The organism is Micromonospora sp. CNZ297, assembly GCF_007827625.1.
The window spans coordinates 1-19576 of the sequence record NZ_VISU01000022.1 but is presented as its reverse complement, the minus strand read 5'-3'; the positions used below and the strand labels follow the sequence as shown (position 1 = coordinate 19576).

20 protein-coding genes are annotated in these 19576 nt (G+C 73.6%); 4 read left to right on the top strand and 16 right to left on the bottom strand.

Annotated elements, in window-relative coordinates; translation table 11 throughout:
• Positions 1 to 45: 45 nt before the first annotated feature.
• The 5 genes from FB454_RS28260 to FB454_RS28240 form a co-directional block, all read right to left on the bottom strand.
• Positions 46 to 3411, bottom strand: a complete 3366-nt coding sequence (locus FB454_RS28260) for an AAA family ATPase (protein WP_145823824.1) — start codon at positions 3409 to 3411, stop codon at positions 46 to 48.
• A gap of 44 nt (positions 3412 to 3455) precedes the next feature.
• Positions 3456 to 3863, bottom strand: a complete 408-nt coding sequence (locus FB454_RS28255; protein ID WP_013284306.1) for a hypothetical protein — start codon at positions 3861 to 3863, stop codon at positions 3456 to 3458.
• Positions 3860 to 4120 carry a class I SAM-dependent methyltransferase gene (locus FB454_RS28250; RefSeq protein WP_013284305.1) on the bottom strand — a complete coding sequence of 87 codons (261 nt, stop codon included), beginning with the start codon at positions 4118 to 4120 and terminating at the stop codon, positions 3860 to 3862. The genes FB454_RS28255 and FB454_RS28250 overlap by 4 nt, the downstream gene beginning before the upstream one ends.
• Before the next feature lie 13 nt (positions 4121 to 4133).
• Complete coding sequence (locus FB454_RS28245) at positions 4134 to 4847, bottom strand: hypothetical protein (RefSeq protein WP_145823823.1); 714 nt, start codon at positions 4845 to 4847, stop codon at positions 4134 to 4136.
• Positions 4848 to 4999: 152 nt separating this feature from the next.
• On the bottom strand, positions 5000 to 5389 hold the full coding sequence (locus FB454_RS28240; protein ID WP_278090348.1) for a globin family protein: 390 nt from the start codon (positions 5387 to 5389) through the stop codon (positions 5000 to 5002).
• A gap of 116 nt (positions 5390 to 5505) precedes the next feature.
• Between FB454_RS28240 and FB454_RS28235 the strand changes: the two genes are divergently transcribed.
• Positions 5506 to 6072 (top strand): snapalysin family zinc-dependent metalloprotease, encoded by a 567-nt coding sequence (locus FB454_RS28235; RefSeq protein WP_013284302.1) that lies wholly within the window; start codon positions 5506 to 5508, stop codon positions 6070 to 6072.
• Between the two features lie 27 nt (positions 6073 to 6099).
• Here FB454_RS28235 and FB454_RS28230 read toward each other — a convergent pair whose 3' ends face one another.
• From FB454_RS28230 to FB454_RS28210, 5 genes are read right to left on the bottom strand one after another with little or no spacing between them, the layout of a single operon-like run.
• Positions 6100 to 7080, bottom strand: a complete 981-nt coding sequence (locus FB454_RS28230; RefSeq protein ID WP_145823822.1) for a hypothetical protein — start codon at positions 7078 to 7080, stop codon at positions 6100 to 6102.
• Positions 7077 to 8426, bottom strand: a complete 1350-nt coding sequence (locus tag FB454_RS28225) for a hypothetical protein (protein ID WP_030272970.1) — start codon at positions 8424 to 8426, stop codon at positions 7077 to 7079. Before FB454_RS28225 ends, FB454_RS28230 begins: the two co-directional genes overlap by 4 nt.
• Complete coding sequence (locus tag FB454_RS28220) at positions 8423 to 8728, bottom strand: DUF6403 family protein (protein WP_030272971.1); 306 nt, start codon at positions 8726 to 8728, stop codon at positions 8423 to 8425. Before FB454_RS28220 ends, FB454_RS28225 begins: the two co-directional genes overlap by 4 nt.
• Positions 8729 to 8778: 50 nt before the next feature.
• Complete coding sequence (locus FB454_RS28215; RefSeq protein WP_030272973.1) at positions 8779 to 11160, bottom strand: pentapeptide repeat-containing protein; 2382 nt, start codon at positions 11158 to 11160, stop codon at positions 8779 to 8781.
• Positions 11157 to 12749, bottom strand: a complete 1593-nt coding sequence (locus FB454_RS28210) for a nuclease-related domain-containing DEAD/DEAH box helicase (protein ID WP_013474179.1) — start codon at positions 12747 to 12749, stop codon at positions 11157 to 11159. Before FB454_RS28210 ends, FB454_RS28215 begins: the two co-directional genes overlap by 4 nt.
• Before the next feature lie 226 nt (positions 12750 to 12975).
• Here FB454_RS28210 and FB454_RS28205 point away from each other — a divergent pair, with 226 nt between their 5' ends.
• On the top strand, positions 12976 to 14433 hold the full coding sequence (locus FB454_RS28205; RefSeq protein ID WP_013284296.1) for an NYN domain-containing protein: 1458 nt from the start codon (positions 12976 to 12978) through the stop codon (positions 14431 to 14433).
• 8 nt (positions 14434 to 14441) lie between these two features.
• Positions 14442 to 15179, top strand: coding sequence for a hypothetical protein (locus FB454_RS28200; RefSeq protein ID WP_013284295.1), 738 nt, complete (start codon positions 14442 to 14444; stop codon positions 15177 to 15179).
• Here FB454_RS28200 and FB454_RS28195 read toward each other — a convergent pair.
• The 6 genes from FB454_RS28195 to FB454_RS28170 all read right to left on the bottom strand — a co-directional run bounded on the left by FB454_RS28195 (position 15164) and on the right by FB454_RS28170 (position 18765).
• Complete coding sequence (locus tag FB454_RS28195; RefSeq protein ID WP_013284294.1) at positions 15164 to 15421, bottom strand: hypothetical protein; 258 nt, start codon at positions 15419 to 15421, stop codon at positions 15164 to 15166. The genes FB454_RS28200 and FB454_RS28195 overlap by 16 nt on opposite strands.
• Before the next feature lie 213 nt (positions 15422 to 15634).
• The gene (locus FB454_RS28190) at positions 15635 to 16951 is read right to left on the bottom strand and encodes an AAA family ATPase (protein WP_047891238.1); all 1317 of its coding nucleotides are present in this window, start codon (positions 16949 to 16951) and stop codon (positions 15635 to 15637) included.
• A 129-nt stretch (positions 16952 to 17080) separates the two neighbouring features.
• Positions 17081 to 17908: an SAM-dependent methyltransferase gene (locus tag FB454_RS28185; RefSeq protein ID WP_013284291.1), complete on the bottom strand. Its 828-nt coding sequence runs from the start codon at positions 17906 to 17908 to the stop codon at positions 17081 to 17083.
• Between the two features lie 140 nt (positions 17909 to 18048).
• On the bottom strand, positions 18049 to 18303 hold the full coding sequence (locus FB454_RS28180; RefSeq protein WP_030272979.1) for a hypothetical protein: 255 nt from the start codon (positions 18301 to 18303) through the stop codon (positions 18049 to 18051).
• Positions 18296 to 18538 (bottom strand): DivIVA domain-containing protein, encoded by a 243-nt coding sequence (locus FB454_RS28175; protein ID WP_013284289.1) that lies wholly within the window; start codon positions 18536 to 18538, stop codon positions 18296 to 18298. The genes FB454_RS28180 and FB454_RS28175 overlap by 8 nt, the downstream gene beginning before the upstream one ends.
• Positions 18535 to 18765, bottom strand: a complete 231-nt coding sequence (locus FB454_RS28170; protein ID WP_030272981.1) for a hypothetical protein — start codon at positions 18763 to 18765, stop codon at positions 18535 to 18537. The genes FB454_RS28175 and FB454_RS28170 overlap by 4 nt, the downstream gene beginning before the upstream one ends.
• Positions 18766 to 19008: 243 nt before the next feature.
• Between FB454_RS28170 and FB454_RS28160 the strand changes: the two genes are divergently transcribed.
• The coding region (locus FB454_RS28160; protein WP_486485471.1) for a helix-turn-helix domain-containing protein at positions 19009 to 19576 on the top strand (568 nt) is incomplete at its 3' end.

The following is a 19576-nucleotide window of genomic DNA, read 5'->3' as shown; positions in this document are numbered from 1 at the left end:
CGTGACACCGGTGGCGGGGTCCACACGGCCCCGCCACCTCGCCGGTCAGAGCCGCCAGGGCACCGGCTCGGCCGGCTGGTACCGGCAGGCGCCGCCGGTGGTGACCGACTCGCGCAGGTGGGCGGCGAGCGCCGGATGCCGCTCGCCGATGCGGCGCAGGGTGTCCCGGATCCGCCCGGTCACCGCCTTGCGCGCCCGTTCCGCCTGGTCACCGAGACGCCGGCTGCGCCCGGCCAGCCCGGCGGCGGCACGCAACTGGTCGAGCAGCGCCGCGCGCTCGGCGTCCAGCTCGGCCAGCCGCCGCCCGTCGTCGCGCGTCGCAGCCCGGTCGATCTCGTCGTCGAGCCGCCGCAGGTGCCGTCGGTAGCGGGCCTTCGCCTCGTCGTCGAGCACCGGATCGGCGCCGAGGCGGCGCGCGGCGGCGAGTTCCGGGCCGGCCGCCGGGTCGAGCAGTTCGACGGCGGGCACGTCCGTGCCGGGCCGGCTCAGCAGCAGCCGCAGGTCGTGCAGCCCTTTGGCGTCGGGCAGGTGCACCACGACGCCGTCGTACGCGAGGCGCCACACCGGCCCGTCCGGCCGGAACTCGGGCCGGATCACGTCCGCGCCGCCCGCGCCGGGGTCGGGCGGCCGTGCGTTGCCGTGGACGGCACCCGCCCGGGACAGACCCGACGCGGCGCGGCGGCCGGGCGACGACGACGACGCGACCAGAGCCGGGGCGCCCGCGCCGAGCCGGACCGCCACCGGCGCGACCACGGCGGAGGCCACCGCCGGGGCGGGAGCCGTCGCGCCCAGCCGGTCCACCACCTGGACCATGCCCAGCGTCCGCGCCTCGGCCACCGTCTCGGCCCGCAGCCGCCACGCCTCGGCCGCGTCGCCCGGCCCGTCGCGCCCGGCGAACGCGCCCACCAGCCCGGCCCGGGCCAGCACCGACCAGGGCCGGGCGCCCAGCCGGTCCGCGGCGTCCCGGGCCGCCCGGTAACAGTCGATCGCGTCGTCCCACCGGCCCTCGGCCGCGTCCGCCATGGCCAGCCACAGGTCGACCGGGCCACCGATGTCGCACCCGAACAGCGCCGCCGTCCACTGCCCGCGGTGCGGGGCCAGGGCGGCCCGTACCTCCGCGCACCGGGCCGGGTCGCCGTCCACGGCCGCCGCCTGCGCCCGCAGGCGCAGCCACAGCGGCGACACCGACCGGGGGTACGCGGTGCCCGCGGCCTCGATCGCGGCGGTGAGCCGAAGCACGGTGGCCGCGTCGCCGCGCTCGGCGGCGGTGATCGCCCGGAGCAGCTCGGCCTGCGGGTGCGCGGCGCCCACCCGGTCGAGCACCGCCTCGGCCTCGGTGAGGCGGCCGTACAGCAGCAGCACCGACCAGCGCATGTGGTGCGTCATGAACGCGTGGTCGGAGTGCGCCGACTCGCGGTAGCTCTCCGCCTCGGCGAAGCACGCCTCGGCGGTAGCGAGGTCACCCCGGAACGCGGCGATGATCGCGCTGTCCGCGGTCGCCGCCACCCGCTGCCGGGCCACGTCGCCGCGTCGCGCGCCGGTCACGAACGCGGTCAGCTCGTGCCGGTAGCCCGGATCGCCCAGCTCCAGCAACGCGACCCAGCGCAGCGCCGTGGCCCACAGCTCGGTCTCCCGGTCGCCGCTACGACGGGCCACCTCGCGGATCTCAGCGGTCACCACGGCTCGTTCGTGCGCGGTGCCGAGCCCCCAGGTGGTGTCGTGGCGGGCCCACAGGCTGAAGGTGAGCGCCTCGTCGTCGCGGCCGTGCCGGGCGAGCGTCTCGGTGGCCGTGATCAGGTCGGTGACCAGCGCGCGTACCGGCCGCTCCGGCTCCGGTTCCGCGATCAACCGCCGGTACGCCTCCCGGACCAGCTCGGCGGCGTCGAGCCTGCGGCGGGTGGCGGAGTGCTGCCGGTGCGCGATGAGCGCCACCCGGGTCAGCACGCCGGGATCGGGCAGTTCCCGGGCCAGCGCGGCGGCCTCGGCCAGCAGCCGCTCGACCTCGGCCGGTGGGCCGGCGTGGTGCAACAGCCCGGCCAGTTCCAGCAGCACCCGGACCCGCCGGCCGGGCTCGCCGGTCAGTTCCAGCGCGCGCCGGTAGTGCCGTACCGACTCGTCCACAGCGATCCGGCCCCCGGCGTCGCGGGCGGCGGCCAGCAGCAGGTCACCGGCGCGTTCCGGCTCCAACTCGGCGCCGGCCAGCCAGGCGTGCCGGGCCAGGTGGGCCGGGCTGAGCGCGCCGGCGAGCGCGTCCGACCGGTCGACGGCCCGGACCACAGCCGCGTGCCGGGCCCGCCGATCGTCGTCGGCCAGTCCGTCGTAGAGCGTCTCGCGGACCAGGTCGTGCACGAAGACGAAGCGTCCGTCGCTCCGGGGCAGCACCAGCCGGGCCGCGGCGGCGCGGCCGAGCAACCGGTCGACCTGCGCGACCGGGGCGGGTACGCAGGCGGCGAGCGTCAGCCTGTCGAACTCGCGGCCGAGCACCGCGGCCACCGTGAGCGCCTCGACAACCGGGGCGGGCAGCTGGTCGAGCCGGCGGCGCACCACCTCCCGTACGCCGGGGGCGACGGTGTCGGTGAGGCCGTGGGTGTGCCAGAGCCGGGCGGTCTGCTCCACGAAGAACGGGTTCCCGCCGGTGCGCCGGTGCACCTCGGCGACCAGGCTCGCGTCGGGCTCCCGGCCGGCGGTGCGGGCCATCAGCGCGGCCACCTCGGCGCGATCGAGCCCGGCGAGCGTGACTGTGGTCGCCTTGGCGGTGAGCGGCAGCAGCCACGGCCGCAGCGGGTGCTCGACGGATTCGACTTCGGCGTCCCGGTAGGTGCCGATCAGCAGCAACCGCTCGAACCAGGCGTGCTGGGTGACGAACTGGAGCAGCCGCAGCGACGCCGGGTCGGCCCAGTGCAGGTCGTCGAAGACCACGGCGACCGGGCGGTGCTGGGCGACGGCGACCAGGGCGGCGGTCACCGCGTCGTGCCTGTCGAACTCGTCCCGGCCCGCGTCGCCCGGCTCGGCCACGTGCGTGTCGCCGGGCTCGGTCGGGTCGCCCGGCTCGGTTGCCTCCGCGGTGTCACCCGCCGCGCGCTCGCCGAGCAGTGCCGCCAGGCCCGCGTCGGCCGCCTCCCGCACCCCGCGCCGGTCGTCGGCGGACCGGGCCAGCCGCCGCAGGACCTGCACCCATGGCCAGTAGTCGGGTGCGGTGTCGGAGTCCCAGCAGGCGGCGCCGAGCACCAGCGCCCCGCTGCGACGGGCCTCGTCTGCGGCGGCCGAGACCAGTGTGGTCTTGCCGATGCCCGGCTCGCCGGTGACCAGGACGAGACCGCCATGGCTGTCGACCAGCCGGGCCACCTCGGCGCGCAGCAGCGCAGCGGGATGCTCCCGCCCGATGATGTGTTGGCCGAACCTCGGCTCCATGACCTCACGACGCTAGTCGAAGGGTCCGACAAACCGGGGAGCGTTCAGATCCGCGCGTCGGTGACGACGTGCGCGCACGCCGGACAGGCGGCCGGTCCCTGTTCGGCGAACCACCGGCAGGTACGCCGGATCGCGCACTTCGGCAGCGTCTCCTCCGCGGGCGGGGCGGTCTCGGCGTACGAGGCGGCCATCCGGGCGCCCAGCCCGCAGTGCGAGCCGGTCCAGAAGCCGCAGGACGAGGTGACGCACGGGCCGGCGAGCCGGGCCCGCGACTCGATCGGCTCGTCGGAGTCACCGAGCCCGGCGAGCGCCACCTCGGCCGGTACGGCCGGGGTCACGTAGGCCACCCGGCCCGCCGGAGTGATCATGCCGAGGAACACGGTGGCGTTCGACGCCGGGGTGCTCGGGCACATCCGCTCCGGCGTGCCGGCCGGCCGGGCGGCGTCGGTCACCGCTGGATCCAGAACCCGATGTCGTTGATCTTCTGCCCGAGGTCCTGGGCGAACGGGCCGTCGATGACCCAGAGGCCGTACCACTCGGGACGCAGCTTGATGTTGCCGTGACCGACGGTCAGCGGGTTGGTCAGCTTGGCGTCGGCGGTACGCAGGGCGGCCAGGCCGGCCTTCTGGATCTCCGCGGCGATCAGGGTCTGCTGCTCGGGGCTCAGGTCGACGCCGTCGACCACGAAGCGGAACTCGTTGCGGGCCATGTGCTACCTCCGGTCACTCGTACGATTCGGTGCCCAGCCCGCGACGCAGGCTGGTGCGGGTGAAGGCCGCCCAGCCGGCGTGCGAGGCGGCGTCGGTGCGGTGCCCGGCGCGGGCGAGCACCCGGGCGGCGTGCTCCGCCCAGCGGTGGACGGTCGCCGCCGCGTCGCCCCACAGTTCGCGGCAGGCCGCGACCGCGAAGGCGGCCTGTTCCGGCGCGCCGGTGAACCCGGCGGGTCCGTCGGCGACCCGGATCGTGCCGTCCGGGCGGACCCGCACGCTCGGGAAGTGGTGGTGCAGGCTGGCCAGCGTGGCCAGGTGGGTGGCGTCCCGCCGGCCGGCGGCGAAGCCGGCGCGCAGCTCGTCGTCGCGGCGGTGCCGGATCCCGTGCAGCACCAGCGCGTCGCCGGCCGCCTCGATCCGGGCGACCACCTGCACCGGCACGCTCCAGGCCGACGGCGAGTTCGCCGACCAGAACGCCAGCCAGGCGGCGAGCCGGGCGTGGAAGTCGGCCTGGACGGCGACCGCGAGCGCGGACCCGTCGGGCGCGCGCAGCGCGGCGGTGGCGATGCGATCCCTGGTGATGAGCGGCGTCGCGGGGCGGCTCGGAGCGGCCGCCGCGGCGCCGGTGGTGGAGGCGACGGCCAGGCCGGTCACTGTGACCGCCGAGGCCGCCGCCGCGCCGGCGAGCAGTCGCCGACGGTCGAATGGGTGTCCGTTGTCGTTCATCGTCGGCCCTTCGTCGACGGCAGTGGCCCGACGCTATCGACCGGAAGCGATCAGGAAAACACCCTGTGTGACGGGAGGTCGACAGGAAAGCCGGGGATACCCGGCGGCGTGAACGACTGTTCCTGTGCCGCATTCACGCGACCCGCCGTCGCTCAGGCCCGGAGCAACCCGGCGACGGCCCGCTGCGCGTCGACGACCGTCGCCGCCGGCAGATCGAGCGCCCAGAGCGCGGCGGCCAGGTAGTCCAGGACGCGCCAGCGCTGCTCCCCGGTCAGCGGCGGGCGCCGCGATCCACCGAGGGCCGGTCCGCCGGCGTCCGCGGGGTCGCCGTCCGAACCCCGCCGCACCCCGCCGAGCGCCGCGCCCAGCCGGGCGGTGAACAGCGCGGCGAGCCGCTGGCGGTCCACCCCGATCAGGTACGGCGCCAACTCCGCGTCGGCCGCGATCAGCCGCAGCCAGCGGTGCACCGCCGCGCGCACGGCGACCGGGCCGAGCCGGTCGCAGGGCTCGCGGGAACAGGTCGCCACCTCCGTGGTCCGCACGACCAGGGGTACGGATGATCGAGTCCGGTCAGTTCATCGCAACCCTTGATATCGATGAATACCTATCTATAGGCTGGCGGCGTTCCGCTCACCCCCCATCCCAAGGAGTGTGAACCATGCGTAAGCCCAAGCTGTCCCGGATCCTCGCCACCCTCGCGGCCGCGACGCTGGCAGCGCTCGGCGCGGTAGCCGTCAACCCGGCTCCGGCCTCCGCCGCCGTCCGCAACGTCTGCTACAACATCAGCCAGGCCGGCCCGTTCGCCAACACGGCGGTGCAGGCGGCGGCGATCTGGAACAACTACACGAACAACATCAACATGGCCCAGTGCGGGTCCAACCTGCGGATCACCTACACCTACGGCGGCGGCTCGTACGCCCAGCGCACCAGCCTCGGCAACGGCCGCGTGGTGATCGACTACTACCAGGCCCAGCAGTACTCGCCGCTGCGCATCATGACGCACGAGATCGGCCACATCCTCGGCCTGCCGGACAACTACAACGGCAACTGCGCCATCCTGATGTCCGGTGGCAGCGCCGGCACGAGCTGCACCAACCCGTACCCCAGCTCCACCGAGGCCGCCCGGGTCGACTCGCTGTTCGGCTTCGCCGCCCGCAGCGCGACGCCCGCCCAGGTCTTCACCGGCAGCTGGCCGGCCGCCTCGACGGTGGGCGCCCAGCGCTGACGACGCAGTGACGACGGGGTCGGCGGGTCACCGCCGGCCCCGTCCGCGCGTCCCGCGCCGACCCGACGCGGCGTCGTCGGCGAGATCCGCCGCGCGGCGGCTCAGCCCTTCGACCCGCTCCCGGAGCCGGCGCAGCGCCTCGGCGTTCCCGTCCACGTCGGACACCTCGTCGAGCAGGCCGACGTAGTCGGCGGCCAGCCGCCGGTGCGCCGGGGCGACCGGCCCGACGTACCGGTCCAGGTCGATGATCTGCTGGGCGAGAACCGCGGTGGCGGCACCGAGCGCGGCCCGCTCGTCGGCGCGTGCGTCCCGCCCGGCCCGGCGCGCGTCGGCCAGGCGTCCGGCCCGCCGGCCGCCCAGCCAGAGCACCGCCGCACCGGCCACGACCCCGGCCACCGCGCCGCCGGCCAGCAGATACCGGGGCAGCGACGGGCTGATGGTACGGGCGCCGTCAGGCACCAGACCGGCCCGGACCAGCCGGTCGTAGTTGAGCACGATCACCTTCAGCGCCTCGACCGGCCGGTCCACGAACGCGTCGGCGCCCCGGCTGATCGTGGTCTCGGCGACCATGGCCCGCCCGAGGTCACGCGGGCCGTCGCCGCCGAGGCGGGAGCAGCCGTACGTGTCCCAGTCCTCGCCGTCGCGGCTCATCGCCAGCACCAGCGTGCCCCGGGTGGCGCGTTCGGTGTCGTCGCACGCCTGCCGCAGGTCAGCGCCCGGCTCCATGATCAGCACCACCAGCCGCCGGTTGCCGATGACCCGTTCGGCGGCGGTCCGGTCCAGGTCCACTCCGGGCGCCGCGTAGACCGAGGAGCCGCGTACCTGCCGGGCGGCCGGACCGTCCAGGATGCCTCCGGTCCACAGCGCCCAGCCGGCCAGCGCCAGGCAGGCGAGCACCGCCCGGCCGAACGCGGTGCCGACCAGGCGGCCGAGCAGCCGGCGCGGGCCGGTCGCCGCCACGCCACGACGGGTCGCCGTCCGCTCGGGACGGGTCGCGACGCGGCTCACGACAGCCTTGCCCGCAGGTAGACGTCCGGCCGGTAGCCGGGCATCCGCACGTCCCGGGCCACGTCGTCCAGCTCGGCCGCCGCGTCGGCGAGCAGTTCGCGTACGTGCCGGTCGGGCAACCCCTCGTCGAACGCGTCCCGGGCCGCCCGCAACCGGCCGACCCCCCGGACCAGCGCCGGGTCGCTGCGCGCGTCGGTGAGCAGCGACAACTCCACAGCCAGCGCGGAGAGCCCGGCCAGCCGGGCCGGCGTGCCACCGGGACCGACGTCGGCCGGACGGCGGCCGGACCCCCGCACGGTACGGATCGACAGCACTACGAAACCCGCCACGCACCCGGCGAAGATCCAGGGCAGCGCCGGCAACGCCACCCGCAGCGGGTCGAACGGCCGGTACGGCAGCGGGCGGTCGAACAGCCCCGCGTACCGCACGTCGGTGACCTGCGCCAGATACGCGCCGAGCACGTTCTGCTGGGGATAGGCGTAACGGCCGAGCCGTCCGCCGAACTGGGCGTAGAAGCTCGCGCCGGCCACCTCGGCGAACGACGCCGCACCCGGACCGTGGTACTCGATCCAGTCGCCGTACATCACCACCAGCGGCTGGTCCGGGGCGAGCCGGTGCAGCGCCGGCCCGTACGCGGGCAACGGCTCGCCGTACGGCTGGGCGGGCAGCACCACGAACCAGGCGCCGTCCGGGAACGCGGCGCTCGCCGCCTTCTCCGGCAGCTCGGGCAGCGTGGCGCCGGTGCCCACGTACCGGCCGGTGGCGCGCAGCGCGGCGACCACCGGGGCCAGTTCCGGGCCGGTCGGCTCCCGCCAGCGCAGGTCGTCGCCGTCCTGCGGGGTCGGCTGGTCGTGCAGCGCGGCCAGCAGCGCGAGCACCGAGCCGGTCACGTCGCCGGTGGCGAACCGGGCCCGCCAGCCCGGCAGGTCGTCCGGCGAGGCCACGTAGAGCCCGCCGCTGACCTCGGTGCCGACGATCCGGATCTCGGCGTTCTCCACGTCCTTCACCCGCCGGCGTTCGGCCTCGTCCAGACCGGGCGGGGCGACCAGGATGCGGGTGCCCCGGTCACCGACGGCGGCCCGGACCCGCTGCTCGTCCCAGCGCGCGACAGCGCCCGGCAGCCGGACCACCGGATCGGCGGCCACGAGCGCCGTCATCTCCTCGACCGAGGGCACGCTCGCGTCGCTCAACTCCCCGGCCGAGCCCTCGGGCAGCGCGGCCGTCGACGGGGAACGCCCGTAGCTGACCTCCACGCTCTGCCGCTGCGCCACCAGGAACACCACGAGCACCGCCGCCGCGGCGGCCAGCAGCGACCAGCGCAGCAGCTCCCGGCGTACCCTCGTCACCGCCCGGCCCGCCACAGCTCGTCGGCGCGGCGGGCGTGCTCGGCCGCCGCGCGGGCCGCGTCGGCGCCGCCGCGGGCGGCGGCGAGCATCTCGGCGTGGGCCAGCAGCCGCTCGGCCTCCGGCACCGTCGTCGAAGACGCGTCCCGGCTGACTGTGGCGTCGTGGATCGCCGCCCGCGCCGACGACCAGGCGACCCGCCGGCCCTCGGCCCGGACGCGGCGCCGGGGCAGCGACACGGCGAGGAAACCGGCGGCCACCGCCACCACTCCCCCGCCCAGCCAGGGCAGCACGCTCGCGGTCATGATCCCTGTCTAACGCACCGCCGCCAGCGCCGCGCGCCGAGGGCGGCGGCTCAGCCGGCGCCCGCGTTCTCGTGGACCACGTGCGGGCACCCCTCCACCCGGCAGGTGTCCTCCAGCAACGCGCGGATGGCCGGCGTCACCCGCAGGTTCTGCGCAAAGCCCACCATGTCCGCGTAGAGCTGGTTGTGGGTGCGCTCGTAGCGGCGACGCTTCGGGATGGCGGTGAGGAAGCCGGCCCGCACCGCGCCGCTGAGCACCGAGGCCGGGTCGACGATGCGACGGCCCGACAGCAGGCCCTTCTCGTCGAGCGAATCGCGCCGGTAGTGCCCGTCCGGCCGGACGAACTTCAGGAACAGGAACCGCAGTTGCAGCGCGGTGGGGCAGGGACCGACGAAGTGGCGCTCCCGGCGGCCGTCACCGCCGAGCAGGCGGACGAAGTCGTTGACGTCCTCGATCGCCGGACGGCTGTCGATCTCGACCGAGACGAAGCCGGTGAGCTGCCCGAAGTCGGCCTCGGCCAGACTCGGCAGGCAGGCGTCGAAGCGAGTGCCGTGCAGCGTCGCGTCGGACAGGTCACAACCGGCCATCTCGCAGTTCTGGAAGCGGGTCGACTCCAGGTTCGCGCCGCGGAAGCTGACCTCGGCCAGCGACAGGTTCGCGAAGGTCAGCCCGGACAGGTTCTGCCGTTCCAGCGGAGCGTGCGGCAGCAGCCGGTCGCAGTCGGGAAGCCCGAGCAGCACCTGGAGCATGTTGCGGAACGCGGTCGGCGCCGTGGTCGCGCTCGCCAGCCGGGTGAGCAGTTCCTCGCCGGCGGCGAGTTCCCTGATCCGCGCGCACAACACGCGGATGGCGAAGGAGTCCGGCGGGAAGGGCCGGCAGTCCAGCAGTTGCGCGAATCGCACCGGGTTCACCGCGAAGTACCGGGCGGCCCGGTCGCCGATCTGATGCTCGAAGATGACGTCCTGGGCGAAGCGCACCCGCTGCCGCTCCGACGCGGCACGGAAGACCGGCAGGCGGCAGATGGCGTCGGTGCAGCGTTCCCGCTCCACGTCGGAGAGGTCGGCCGGGAGCACGAAGGCGGCGAGTTCGCCGATCTCGTGGACCGGCACACCCCGGTTGTCGTTCTCCAGCTCGGCGACCGCGACGTCGCTGATGATGTCGAGGAGATCCGCCCGGTTGACGACGTTCTCCTGCAACTGCTCCTTCTTGTACTCCCGGTCCATGATCGCGTCCACCGCGTCATGGACCAGGTCCATCTCCGAGTAGTCGTCCGGAATGCCGTCGGTCTGGCCGAGCGCGACCCGCTCGGCCAGCAGTTCGGCGTAGTACGGGGTACCGCAGAGCCGCATCAGCTGCGGCTTCGCGTCGACGATGTCGAGCAGGCGTTGGTCGTCGTCCTGAAGGCGGATCCGCGCGAACGTGCGGATCGACTCGGGTCGCCAGGGCAGCAGGCGGAACTCCTCGACGTACTCGTGCGCCACCGCGAGGAAGTCACGCAGTGCCTGGTTGGAGCTGAGCAGCGAGTCCCGGACGCAGAGCAGGATGCGCGGCGTGGTCGGGTTGTCCGGCCGGGCCACGATCTCACGGATGTACTCGAAGAAGTCGGGGTCCTGGGCGATGACCTCGTCCAGCCCGTCCAGCAGCCAGCTCGCGAAGCCCCGGGTGAGCATCCACTGGAAGGTGGGCTGCTTGACCGGGCGGGCGACCTCGGTCTGCAACAGGGCGTCGACCATCGGGCCCAACGCCGGCGCGCTCGCCAGCGCGGCGTAGTCGGGCAGCAGCGGCAACGGCCGGTAGGCACGGCGGAGCTGCTTCTTCGCCTTCTGGAAGTTGGTGTAGAGCGTCGCGAACAGCGACTGGAACAGCACGCTCTTGCCGAAACCGGCGGGCGCGGTCACCAGGACGATCGGGCGGTCCCATCCGCTCTGGCTGTCGAACCGGCGGGCCAGCTCGGTCAGCAGGTCGTCGCCGACCGCGCCGGTACCCACCGCCCGGAAGGGCTGCGGTGTCCGCCGGCGAGCCGCCGACTCCCCGTCCCGGGACAGTTGCTGCGCGGCGGTGCCGGCCATCGCCGACGTCGGTGAGTCGTCCCACTTGAACCGGGCGTCGAAGAACTGGATCGGCACCCGGATGTCCACGTTGAACTCGTGCTTGGCAAGCCTGCGGAACTCCGTCGACAGGCCCTGGGTGGACTCCACGAGCAGGAACTTCGCCCCCGGCGTACGGGCCTCCTCGGCGAAGCGTTGCAGAAGGCTCGCCTCACGCCGGTGCAGGTCGTCGGCGTCCGGGACCGCGGGGCACCAGACGGTCATGTGCTCGCTGTTGTCCGCGTACGCCGCACGGCGGGCCCGGACCACCTCGGCCCGCGTCTGCACGGGAACCGACCACCCCTCCGACTCGAGGAACGTCACCGCCTCGTCGTAGAGCGTCATCGATCATCCTCCATCAGGAATCGGAAGGGTTCCCATCTGTCGTGACCACCGACGACGTGCAGGAACGCGCAGGCCCGGCTGACCGCGATGTAGCTGGTCGTCCAGTCCTCGTCCCCGTCGTCGGCGTAGACCACGGCCGGTGCCTCGCACCCGTGGAACTGACGCACCGTGCACACCGCCAGGCCGTCACCGCGCAGTCCGGGGCTGACCCGCACGCCCTGGCCGGCCAGTGCCCGGCGGATCGCGGCATGGCTGCCCTGCGTCGCGGTCACCAGGACCGCCTGGCTGGTCGCCAGGTCCTTCACGATCTCCACGACCGCGTCCACGCAGGCCCCGACGAGATCCGCCGTGCCGTCGGTGAACCGGGGCCGCCGGCCGTCCGGGCCGGTGAACGGCGTGTGCGCCCCGGAGACGCGTGCCACCAACTTGGCGATGGGCAGCGTGTTGCGGCAGTTCTCGGTCAGCCAGAACTCGTTGAACGCCCCGTCCGGACGCCACGTGCCGGACCGGTCCCGCTGGTACGGGTCGGCGAACAGCACGACCGAGCCGTCCGGCCGGACGAGTTCGCGCAACGCCACCAGCAGGTCCTCGTCGTGGCTCTGCGCCTCGTCCACGATGAGGCAGTCCAGCGGTCGCCCATACGCCTCGACCAGGCTCAGCACGGTGGCCCACAACGGCTCGCCCTCGTACCCGCCGATCCGGTCGGCCCCGAACAGGTCGCACAGCACGTCCTGCGGATCGCCGGAGCTCACCCCCGGTACCCGCAACTGGCGGCGGATCTCCAGGCGCAGGTCACGCTGCTGCCCGATCACCGCCACGCGCAGCCCGCGGGCCGCCAGCTCCCGCGCCCGTTCCTGGGCCAGCAGGGTCTTGCCGGTGCCCGCCGCGCCGAGTACGAGCGACGCCGGGCGGCGGGACGTGCCCGCCAGCACCTCCAACTGCCGCCCGGTGAGCTGGATCTGGCGCCGGGTCAGGCGGTCCAGGTCGTCAGCGGCCAGGTCGACGTCGTAGCGCAGGGTGCGCGCGACCACCGCGCTCGGCGCCAGCGCCGCCAACGCCTGCTCGAAGTCCGACCGGCTGGTCCATCCGCGCTGGTCCCAGTGGGCCATGACGCGTTCCACCAGGACCGGCGCATGCTCCAGCGAGGCTGCGGTCAGCACGATCGTGTCCGGGGCGTGCGGACCGAGGTTGCCCGACGGCCGCCCGTCGGTGAACACGACGCAGTGCCCGGCCGGCACCTGCCGGATACCCGTGCTGCGGCGCAGCCAGTTGGCCAGCGCGTACCTGTTGCGCACCGCCTGGTCGAACGGATCGCCGAGCGGCACGTCGGCGCCGCGCCGGGAGGCGAACCACTGCCGGTCGGTGACCCGGTAGCCGCCGTCCTTGACCTCCATGATCAGCAGCCCGTGCCGGGGATGGAGCAGGACGAAGTCGGTCTCACCGATCCGGAGCCGGGCCTGGCCTGAGTCGACGTACGCCAGGTTGTGCAGCACGCACCACGAGTCGTTCAGGGAGCGGAGACGCTCGAAGACGACCCGCTCGCCGCGCGTGGCGTTCGTTCGCTGATGCCGCGGGAAGAAGCGCGCCAAGACCGCCTCCGGGCGGAAGACGAACAGGAAACCTCATTGTCGGTGGGCGGCAGCCAGGCATTCCACCACCTGAATTACCGTCTTCTGTAGACGATCGGTCACCTGGGGGTCACGCACCGCACACCGAACTGACAGGCATCGTGCCCGAACGGATGAAGCGGCAACGGCAGGACGGGGGGCCAGAATTCGGATACAAGCACCTCGATCAGCTCGGGGAGGAATGCGCATGCCGGTCGGGAACACGGGCGTCCTGCTCGTCGACTGGGACAACCTGGCCGGCGCCGTCATCGGTCGTGGCCACCTGGTCGAGCGGGGCATCGTCGACGCGCTCTGGAGCGACGCGACCACCAGGTGCGGTGGCCACCTCCAGTACAAGCACATGGCGGCGGTGCGGTTCGACGGCAGCATCACCACCGCCATGACGGAGCACCTCATCGACGCCGAGGTGGTGGTCAGCCTCAAGGAACAGGCCGACATCCACCTCACCGTGCTCGCCATGGACTACCTCCACCAGGGCTGCGGTCAGTTCGTGCTGGTCACCGGTGACCAGGACTTCATCCCGTTGATCCGCCGCCTGCTGCGGGACGGCTGCCGGGTGACGGTCGTCTACGGCGATCCGGACCGGCTCTCCCCGCAGTTCCGGAGCATCCTCACGCTGCCGGGGCTCGACTCGATCTGCATCGACGACATCTACTCGCTCCGGCAGCCGCCCGCCGCCGACTGCAAGGCCCTGCTCGGCCTGGTCGAACTGCAACGACGCGGTGTCATCCTCGGCGGACGGGAACAGGCCGAGCGCACCGCGACGCTGGCGCAGTGGGGCGTCCTGCCCGACGAGGACGAACTGCGGTACTGGGCGCTCATCGAGTCCATCGGGCAGAAGGTCACCCGCACCGACGCGGCGGTACGCGCCAAGGACGGTTTCCTGCCCCGCCCGATGACCCGCGTCTACGTCGACCTGAACGCCGGCCGGTTCACCGATCTCGTCGCCGTCGACTACGCCGTGCGGCGCCTGGCGGCCCGGCCGAAAGGGCTGACCGCCACCCAGCTCCGCAGCGGGCCGTTCCAGTCCGACGACGGATCGCGGCTGCTGCGCGTGCTCGACGCGCTCACCGCCGTGCGGCTGGTGCGCAGGGGCGCCGACGACACGTACTCGGTGACCACCGACGATCTCGCACTGGGCTATCTGGAGCCGCTGTGGCGGGTGCACGCGGCCCTGACCATGGAGTCCTTCCGGCAGCAGCGGCGTTCCATCCCGTACCGGAAGCTGTCCGGGCTGATCGGCGCCGGCGGTGTCGGACAGGGGCCGAACCGACGCGCCGCCGGCGCGGTCAGCCAGGCCATCCGGTACGCCGCCACGGCCGGCGTGATCGACGCGGTCGCGGTCGACGGCGACCGTCACGCGATCGCCACCGACTCGGCGTTCGTCCGGCCGATCGAGAACGCCTACCACGAGCTGTACCGCGCGTTCGCCGATCGCGGCCCGAGCCCGGTGCCGGAGAACGAGATCCTGGAGTTCATGACGGTGCGGGACCGGACCCGGGCGGAGCCGGTGTTCGGCTACGACTCCCGCGACCGGCACCGGATCCTGCGGGTTCTCGCCCAGTCCCGGGCGCTCACCTGGCGGGACGAGAAGGTCACCGTTCCGCGTACCCGATGGGGCGACGCCGGATCGTCGTTCGCCTAGGGGCCGTCGTGCTCCGCCGGGTCCGGGCCCGCCTCAACGCCGTCGGACGCCACGGGCTGGTGTTCGCCGGGGCGGTGGCGACCTGCGCCGCAGTGGCCGCCGTGGTGGTGGCGGTCGCCGGCCCCGGTCAGCGGGCCGCCCCGATCGTCGGCTCCTTCGCCGTCATCGCCTCCACGGTCGGCGCGCTCGCGGCGATCCACCTCTCCCGGCAGGCGCTGGCCCGCACCGACCGGCAGCTGGAGGAGACCCGCCGCTCACTGGTGCTGAGCCGGTACCCGCTGCTGCTCCCGGTACACCAGGCGGTGGCCTTTCCGGACTCCGGCGGCATGGTGACGCACCACCCGCCCGCCGAGGACCGGTTCGCGCTCGCCTCGGCGCCGGAGCCGGCGTACGCATTCCTCGCGATCACGAAGAACCGCCTGGTCGTCCCGGTGGAGAACGTCGGCGAGGGGCCGGCGCTGCGGGTCAGCGGGACGCTGTGGTGCTCGGACGGCCGCAGCGGCCCGGTCACCGGGGTGTCCGCGCTCGGCGCGGGCCGGAGCGGCGTGCTGGCGGCCGTGCTGAGCCACGACGGGCGACCGACACCGGAGCGGTTGCGGGCGATGGTGGCGCGGGACACCGGGCCGGCCATCGCCTACCAGCTCGACCTGCACTACGTCGACGTCTTCGCCAACGCCCGCCGGACGACCGCATTGTTCGACCCGCGGGGACGCGGCGCGTGGCAGCACTCCTACGACGACGAATAGCCCTCGTTGAAGCCCTCCACGAACCCGCCCGCGAACCCGGAGAGGACACATCCGGCACAACACAGGATCACCAGCAGCGCCGGCACCGCGACCCAGAGGACTATCGCCCACCTGCCGTTCTCCTGGGCCGGCGGCGGCTGCACGAACGCCTGCGGCGGGTACTGCGGCGGCGGGTAGTGCGCCTGCTGCTGGTACGGATCCGGCTGGTACGGATCCTGGTAGTACGGGTCGTGAGGGTGCATCCGGCCATCGTGCCCACCGACCGCAATCGCCGGAACACCCGAACGGCCGGAAAGGGGAAAGCCCCAGCACGAGGCTGGGGCCGGGTATTGAGACGGCTCGGACAACGACTACATGTCAGCTCATCGTCGCCAGCCACCATCTCCCCTATGAGCAAGGTTAGGGTCACCCTCCGCAAGCGTCAACTCGGTCACCCGTACGAGTTGGGACGCCGATCATGCCATCCGAACAACCCCTCGTCCGGCCCGGTGGGCATCGAGGTGGGTCAGCACCGTCTGGTTGGCCTCCCAGCCGTCCGGGAACTTCACCGGCACGTCCAGGTGCACCCGCTCGGTCGACGGATACGCGTCGAGCAGCTCACCGATCCCGGCCCGCGCCACCACCACGCACGCGTGCCGGTGCCGTGACGCCAGCACGCACAGCCGCCCCGACTCCAGGTGGAACGCGGTGGCGTCGCGCCGGCCGGAGAGCGGGTGCAGCACGATCGTCACGTCGTACTCCCGGCCCTGGAGCCGGTTGGCGGTGTCGACTGTGATGCCCGCCCCGGCCGCGCCCAGCCGGGACCGGATGGCCGCGACCTGGTCGCGGTGCGCGGCCCCGACGGCGATCCGGTCCGCGGTGACCGGCGCGCCGCCCGGCGCGGCCTCGCTCACCGCGACCGCGCCGCGCCGCAGCACCCGCAACGCCAGCTCCGCGCAGGCCGCGGCAGCCTCCCCGTCGGTACGCACGGTGTGCCGGGCGGGCAGCTCGTGCAACGCCCAGCCGGTGGCGGCGGCCACCTCGACCGAGGCGTCGTAGGCGTCACCCGCACCCGCCTCGGTGAACGTCAGCGCCCGGTCGGACGGCCCGGTCCCGGCGCGGAACCCGGTGAACGGGTAGAACGCGGCGGACACCACCGGGGCGGCCGAGTCGGGCAGCCGCCACGACACCGGCAGCCGGTGCACCGGCAGCTCCGGGTTGTGCCGCAGCAGCGTGGCCACCGCCGACTGCATCGGATCCCAGGTCAGGCCGGTCCAGCGGAACGTCTCCACGGTGCTGAACGGATCGAGCTGACCGGGGTCGCCGACGAACAGCGCCCGCTCGAACCGCCCCGCCACGCGCAGCAGCGCGTCCGCGCGCATCTGGTACGCCTCGTCCACGATCGCCCACGGCCAGCTCCCCTCGGTGACAGTGGCCCACTTGGCCGCCGTACCGATGGTGACCGCCGGGCCGCCCAGGTCGGCGACCTTCGCCGCGACCCGGACCGCCGGATGGGCGGTGACCCGCTCGGTGGGCCGGTAGTCGGTGGCGGAGAGCCGCCCGACGCGCAGCTCCGGCGCCCTGCGGCCGAGCCGGTCGATGAGGTCGTCCACCTGCTCGTTGGTCTGCGCCACGATCATCAGCGGATCGCCGGTGGCGGCGGTCTCGACGGCGGCGCGGACGACGAGGGTGGACTTCCCGGCGCCGGGTGGCGAGTCCACGACGACGCCGCGGTGCGTGCCGTCGCGCAGATCCCGCAGCACACGCTGGATCACCTGCTCGGCTTCGTGCAAGGAAGGGCCCCCTTTTAACGTCTCCGGTAGAGGCGGGGCCCCTTCTTAACACGTGCCACCTGGGCGCGGCTCCGGCACCTGCGCTTCGGGTCGTACCGTCGAGGGCTCGCAGCGTCCGCGAGCGGACGCCTACGGCTTGCGGGCGAGCAGCCCGACGAAGGTGTGGTAGGTGTCGGTTTGCTGCGGGGCCGGCGCGTCCGGGTCCGGACGCCACTCGGCCAGCGGCACCAGGCCCGGCTCCAGCGGCGTCAGCCCGTCGGCGAAGGCGAGGATCTCCTCGTCGGTACGCCAACGACCGGTGCCGAGCGACTCGTTGAACACCCGCTCGACCTCGCGGGCCTTGCGGGAACCCTCCGGATCCCGCTCACCCGGGTCACGGAAGTGCGAGATCGCGACGTAACTGCCGGACGGCAGCGCGTCGATCAACGCCGCTGCGACCGATCGCGGGTCCTCGTCGTCGCCGATGTGGTGCAGGATCGCGAAGAGCAGCAGCCCGATCGGGCGGTCGAAGTCGAGGAACCGGCGGACGTCCGGGTCGTTGAGGATCTCCTCCGGCTCGCGGATGTCGGCCTGGATCACCGTCGCGGTGCCCTCCGCGGCGAGCAGCGCCCGCCCGTGCGCCAGGACGATCGGGTCGTTGTCCACGTACACGACACGGGCAGCCGGGTTGTGCTCGACGGCGACCTCGTGCACGTTGCCCTGGGTGGGCAGCCCCGACCCGATGTCGAGGAACTGGTCGATGCCCGCCTCGGTCACGAGGTGGCGGATCACCCGGCGCAGGAACGCCCGGTTCGCCTGACCGGCGGCCGGCCCGTCCGGCGTGATCCGCAGGGCGTGCTCGGCGACCTTCCGGTCGACCTCGAAGTTGTCCTTGCCGCCCAGGAAGTAGTCGTAGACCCGGGCCACGCTGGGAACGGTGACGTCGATTCCGGGCGGTGCGGCCTTGTCGCGGGTCACAGGCGTCTCCAGGCTCCGTGGGCGGTTCCGGGCGTTTTCGGGGAGTGTAGCGACCGTACAGGGTGGATGGTCGCCCCAGATGGGATCGCTCCCACCGGTCCGGCCCGTCACCAGGGCGTTCATCGATCGACACGCCGAGGTCATCGCAGCTCCGCCGCCCCGCACCACCCGTCGTGACCATCCCGGTGTCCGCAGCGCCCGCCGCCGGGCAGCCGCACGTCACACCAGACCCGGTACCGCAGGTGCTGGGCGTCCTCCTCGCTGAGCGTCGTCTCGCCGAAGTCGACGGCAGGCAGGTGCCCGAGAGACCGCGCGAGCGCGGCTGCCAGCTCGACGGCGGCGTCCCGGCACGTCAGCGTGGTCGGCAGGTGGATTATCCAGCGCGGCTCAGTCATCGTGGCCGCGCCGCCGGCAGCCGTTGTGCCGGGACTGCCACTGCCGCAGCGCCTGGCGAATCCGCTCCGACTCGGTGCGCGCCGTGGTGAGCTCCCGGTGCAGGCGGTCCATCTCGTCGGCGACCCGGCACAGGTAGTCGTGCACCTGCGCCGGGTCCAGCCCACGCCAGCGGGTGTCGAAGAATGCGCTGCGCACCTGGTACGCCTGCACCCGCTCCCCGGTCACGTAGATCACGACGCCACCGTCCCGTCCGCCACGGCCTCGTCGGGCAGCCCGGCCGCGGCGAGCGTCGCCCTCCCCCACCGGGCCAGCCGGCAGGGGTACGGGACGCGCTCGCTGCGGCACAGCGGTCCCTGCGGCCAGTGCTCGGGCACGTGTACGCGCACGGCCAGCGCGGCGACGAGTAGTTCCTCGTCGGTGACAGGGGTGAGGACGGGGAAGTCGGCGAGTACGGCGGACATCGGCGGGCGCCTCCGGGTCGGGGTCTCGTGGAGTGGCGCCGGGGCGGGCGGGGACGGCGGGAGCCGCGATCGGGGGACGCGGTGCCACCGGAGCCCGGCACCCGCCCCGGGCCATGCGTCAAGCCTTGTCAGTCCCGCCTCTGCACAACATGACTACGCACTGCACCGTGGCGGTAACTGCACCGCACCAATGCGGGCTACGCTGCCTCAGGTCTGAACTACGCGTGATCGAGGACGGCGCGAATGACGACCGTGCAGAAGTGGACGGGCCGGGAAACGCGGGCCTTGCGACAGGCCCTGCGGATGAGCATTCGCGACTTCTCCGCGCACCTCGGCGTCGCCGAACGAACCGTCTCGAAGTGGGAGGCCGCGATGGAAGCGGCTTGTCCCCGGCCGGAGATGCAGGCCGCCCTCGACACCGCACTCGGATCGGCAGCGGAGGATGCTCGCAGCCGCTTCGCCTCGACCCAACGGAACGACGCGGGACTCGCGGTCACGGCAGAAGTCGCCTCCGACCTCGCGGCTGCGGCACGGCGACGCCTGGCCGACGTTCGGAGCGCCGTCGGACTGTCGCCGGAAGCCTTCGCTCGCCTGCTCGGCACCATTCTCGGGTGGAGTCCAACAGCTCAGCGCGTCATTGACTGGGAGACGACGGAAACACCCCCCGGAGACATCCTCCTGGCCCTTGACGTGTTACGCGGTCCGGCGGCCGACAACCTAGTACTCCAGCCGGGGATGTTGACCTTGGCTGAGCTGGGGCTTGGTGTGGTGTGTGAACGGGTGCAGCCACCGTCGATCATGGGCGGTTGTG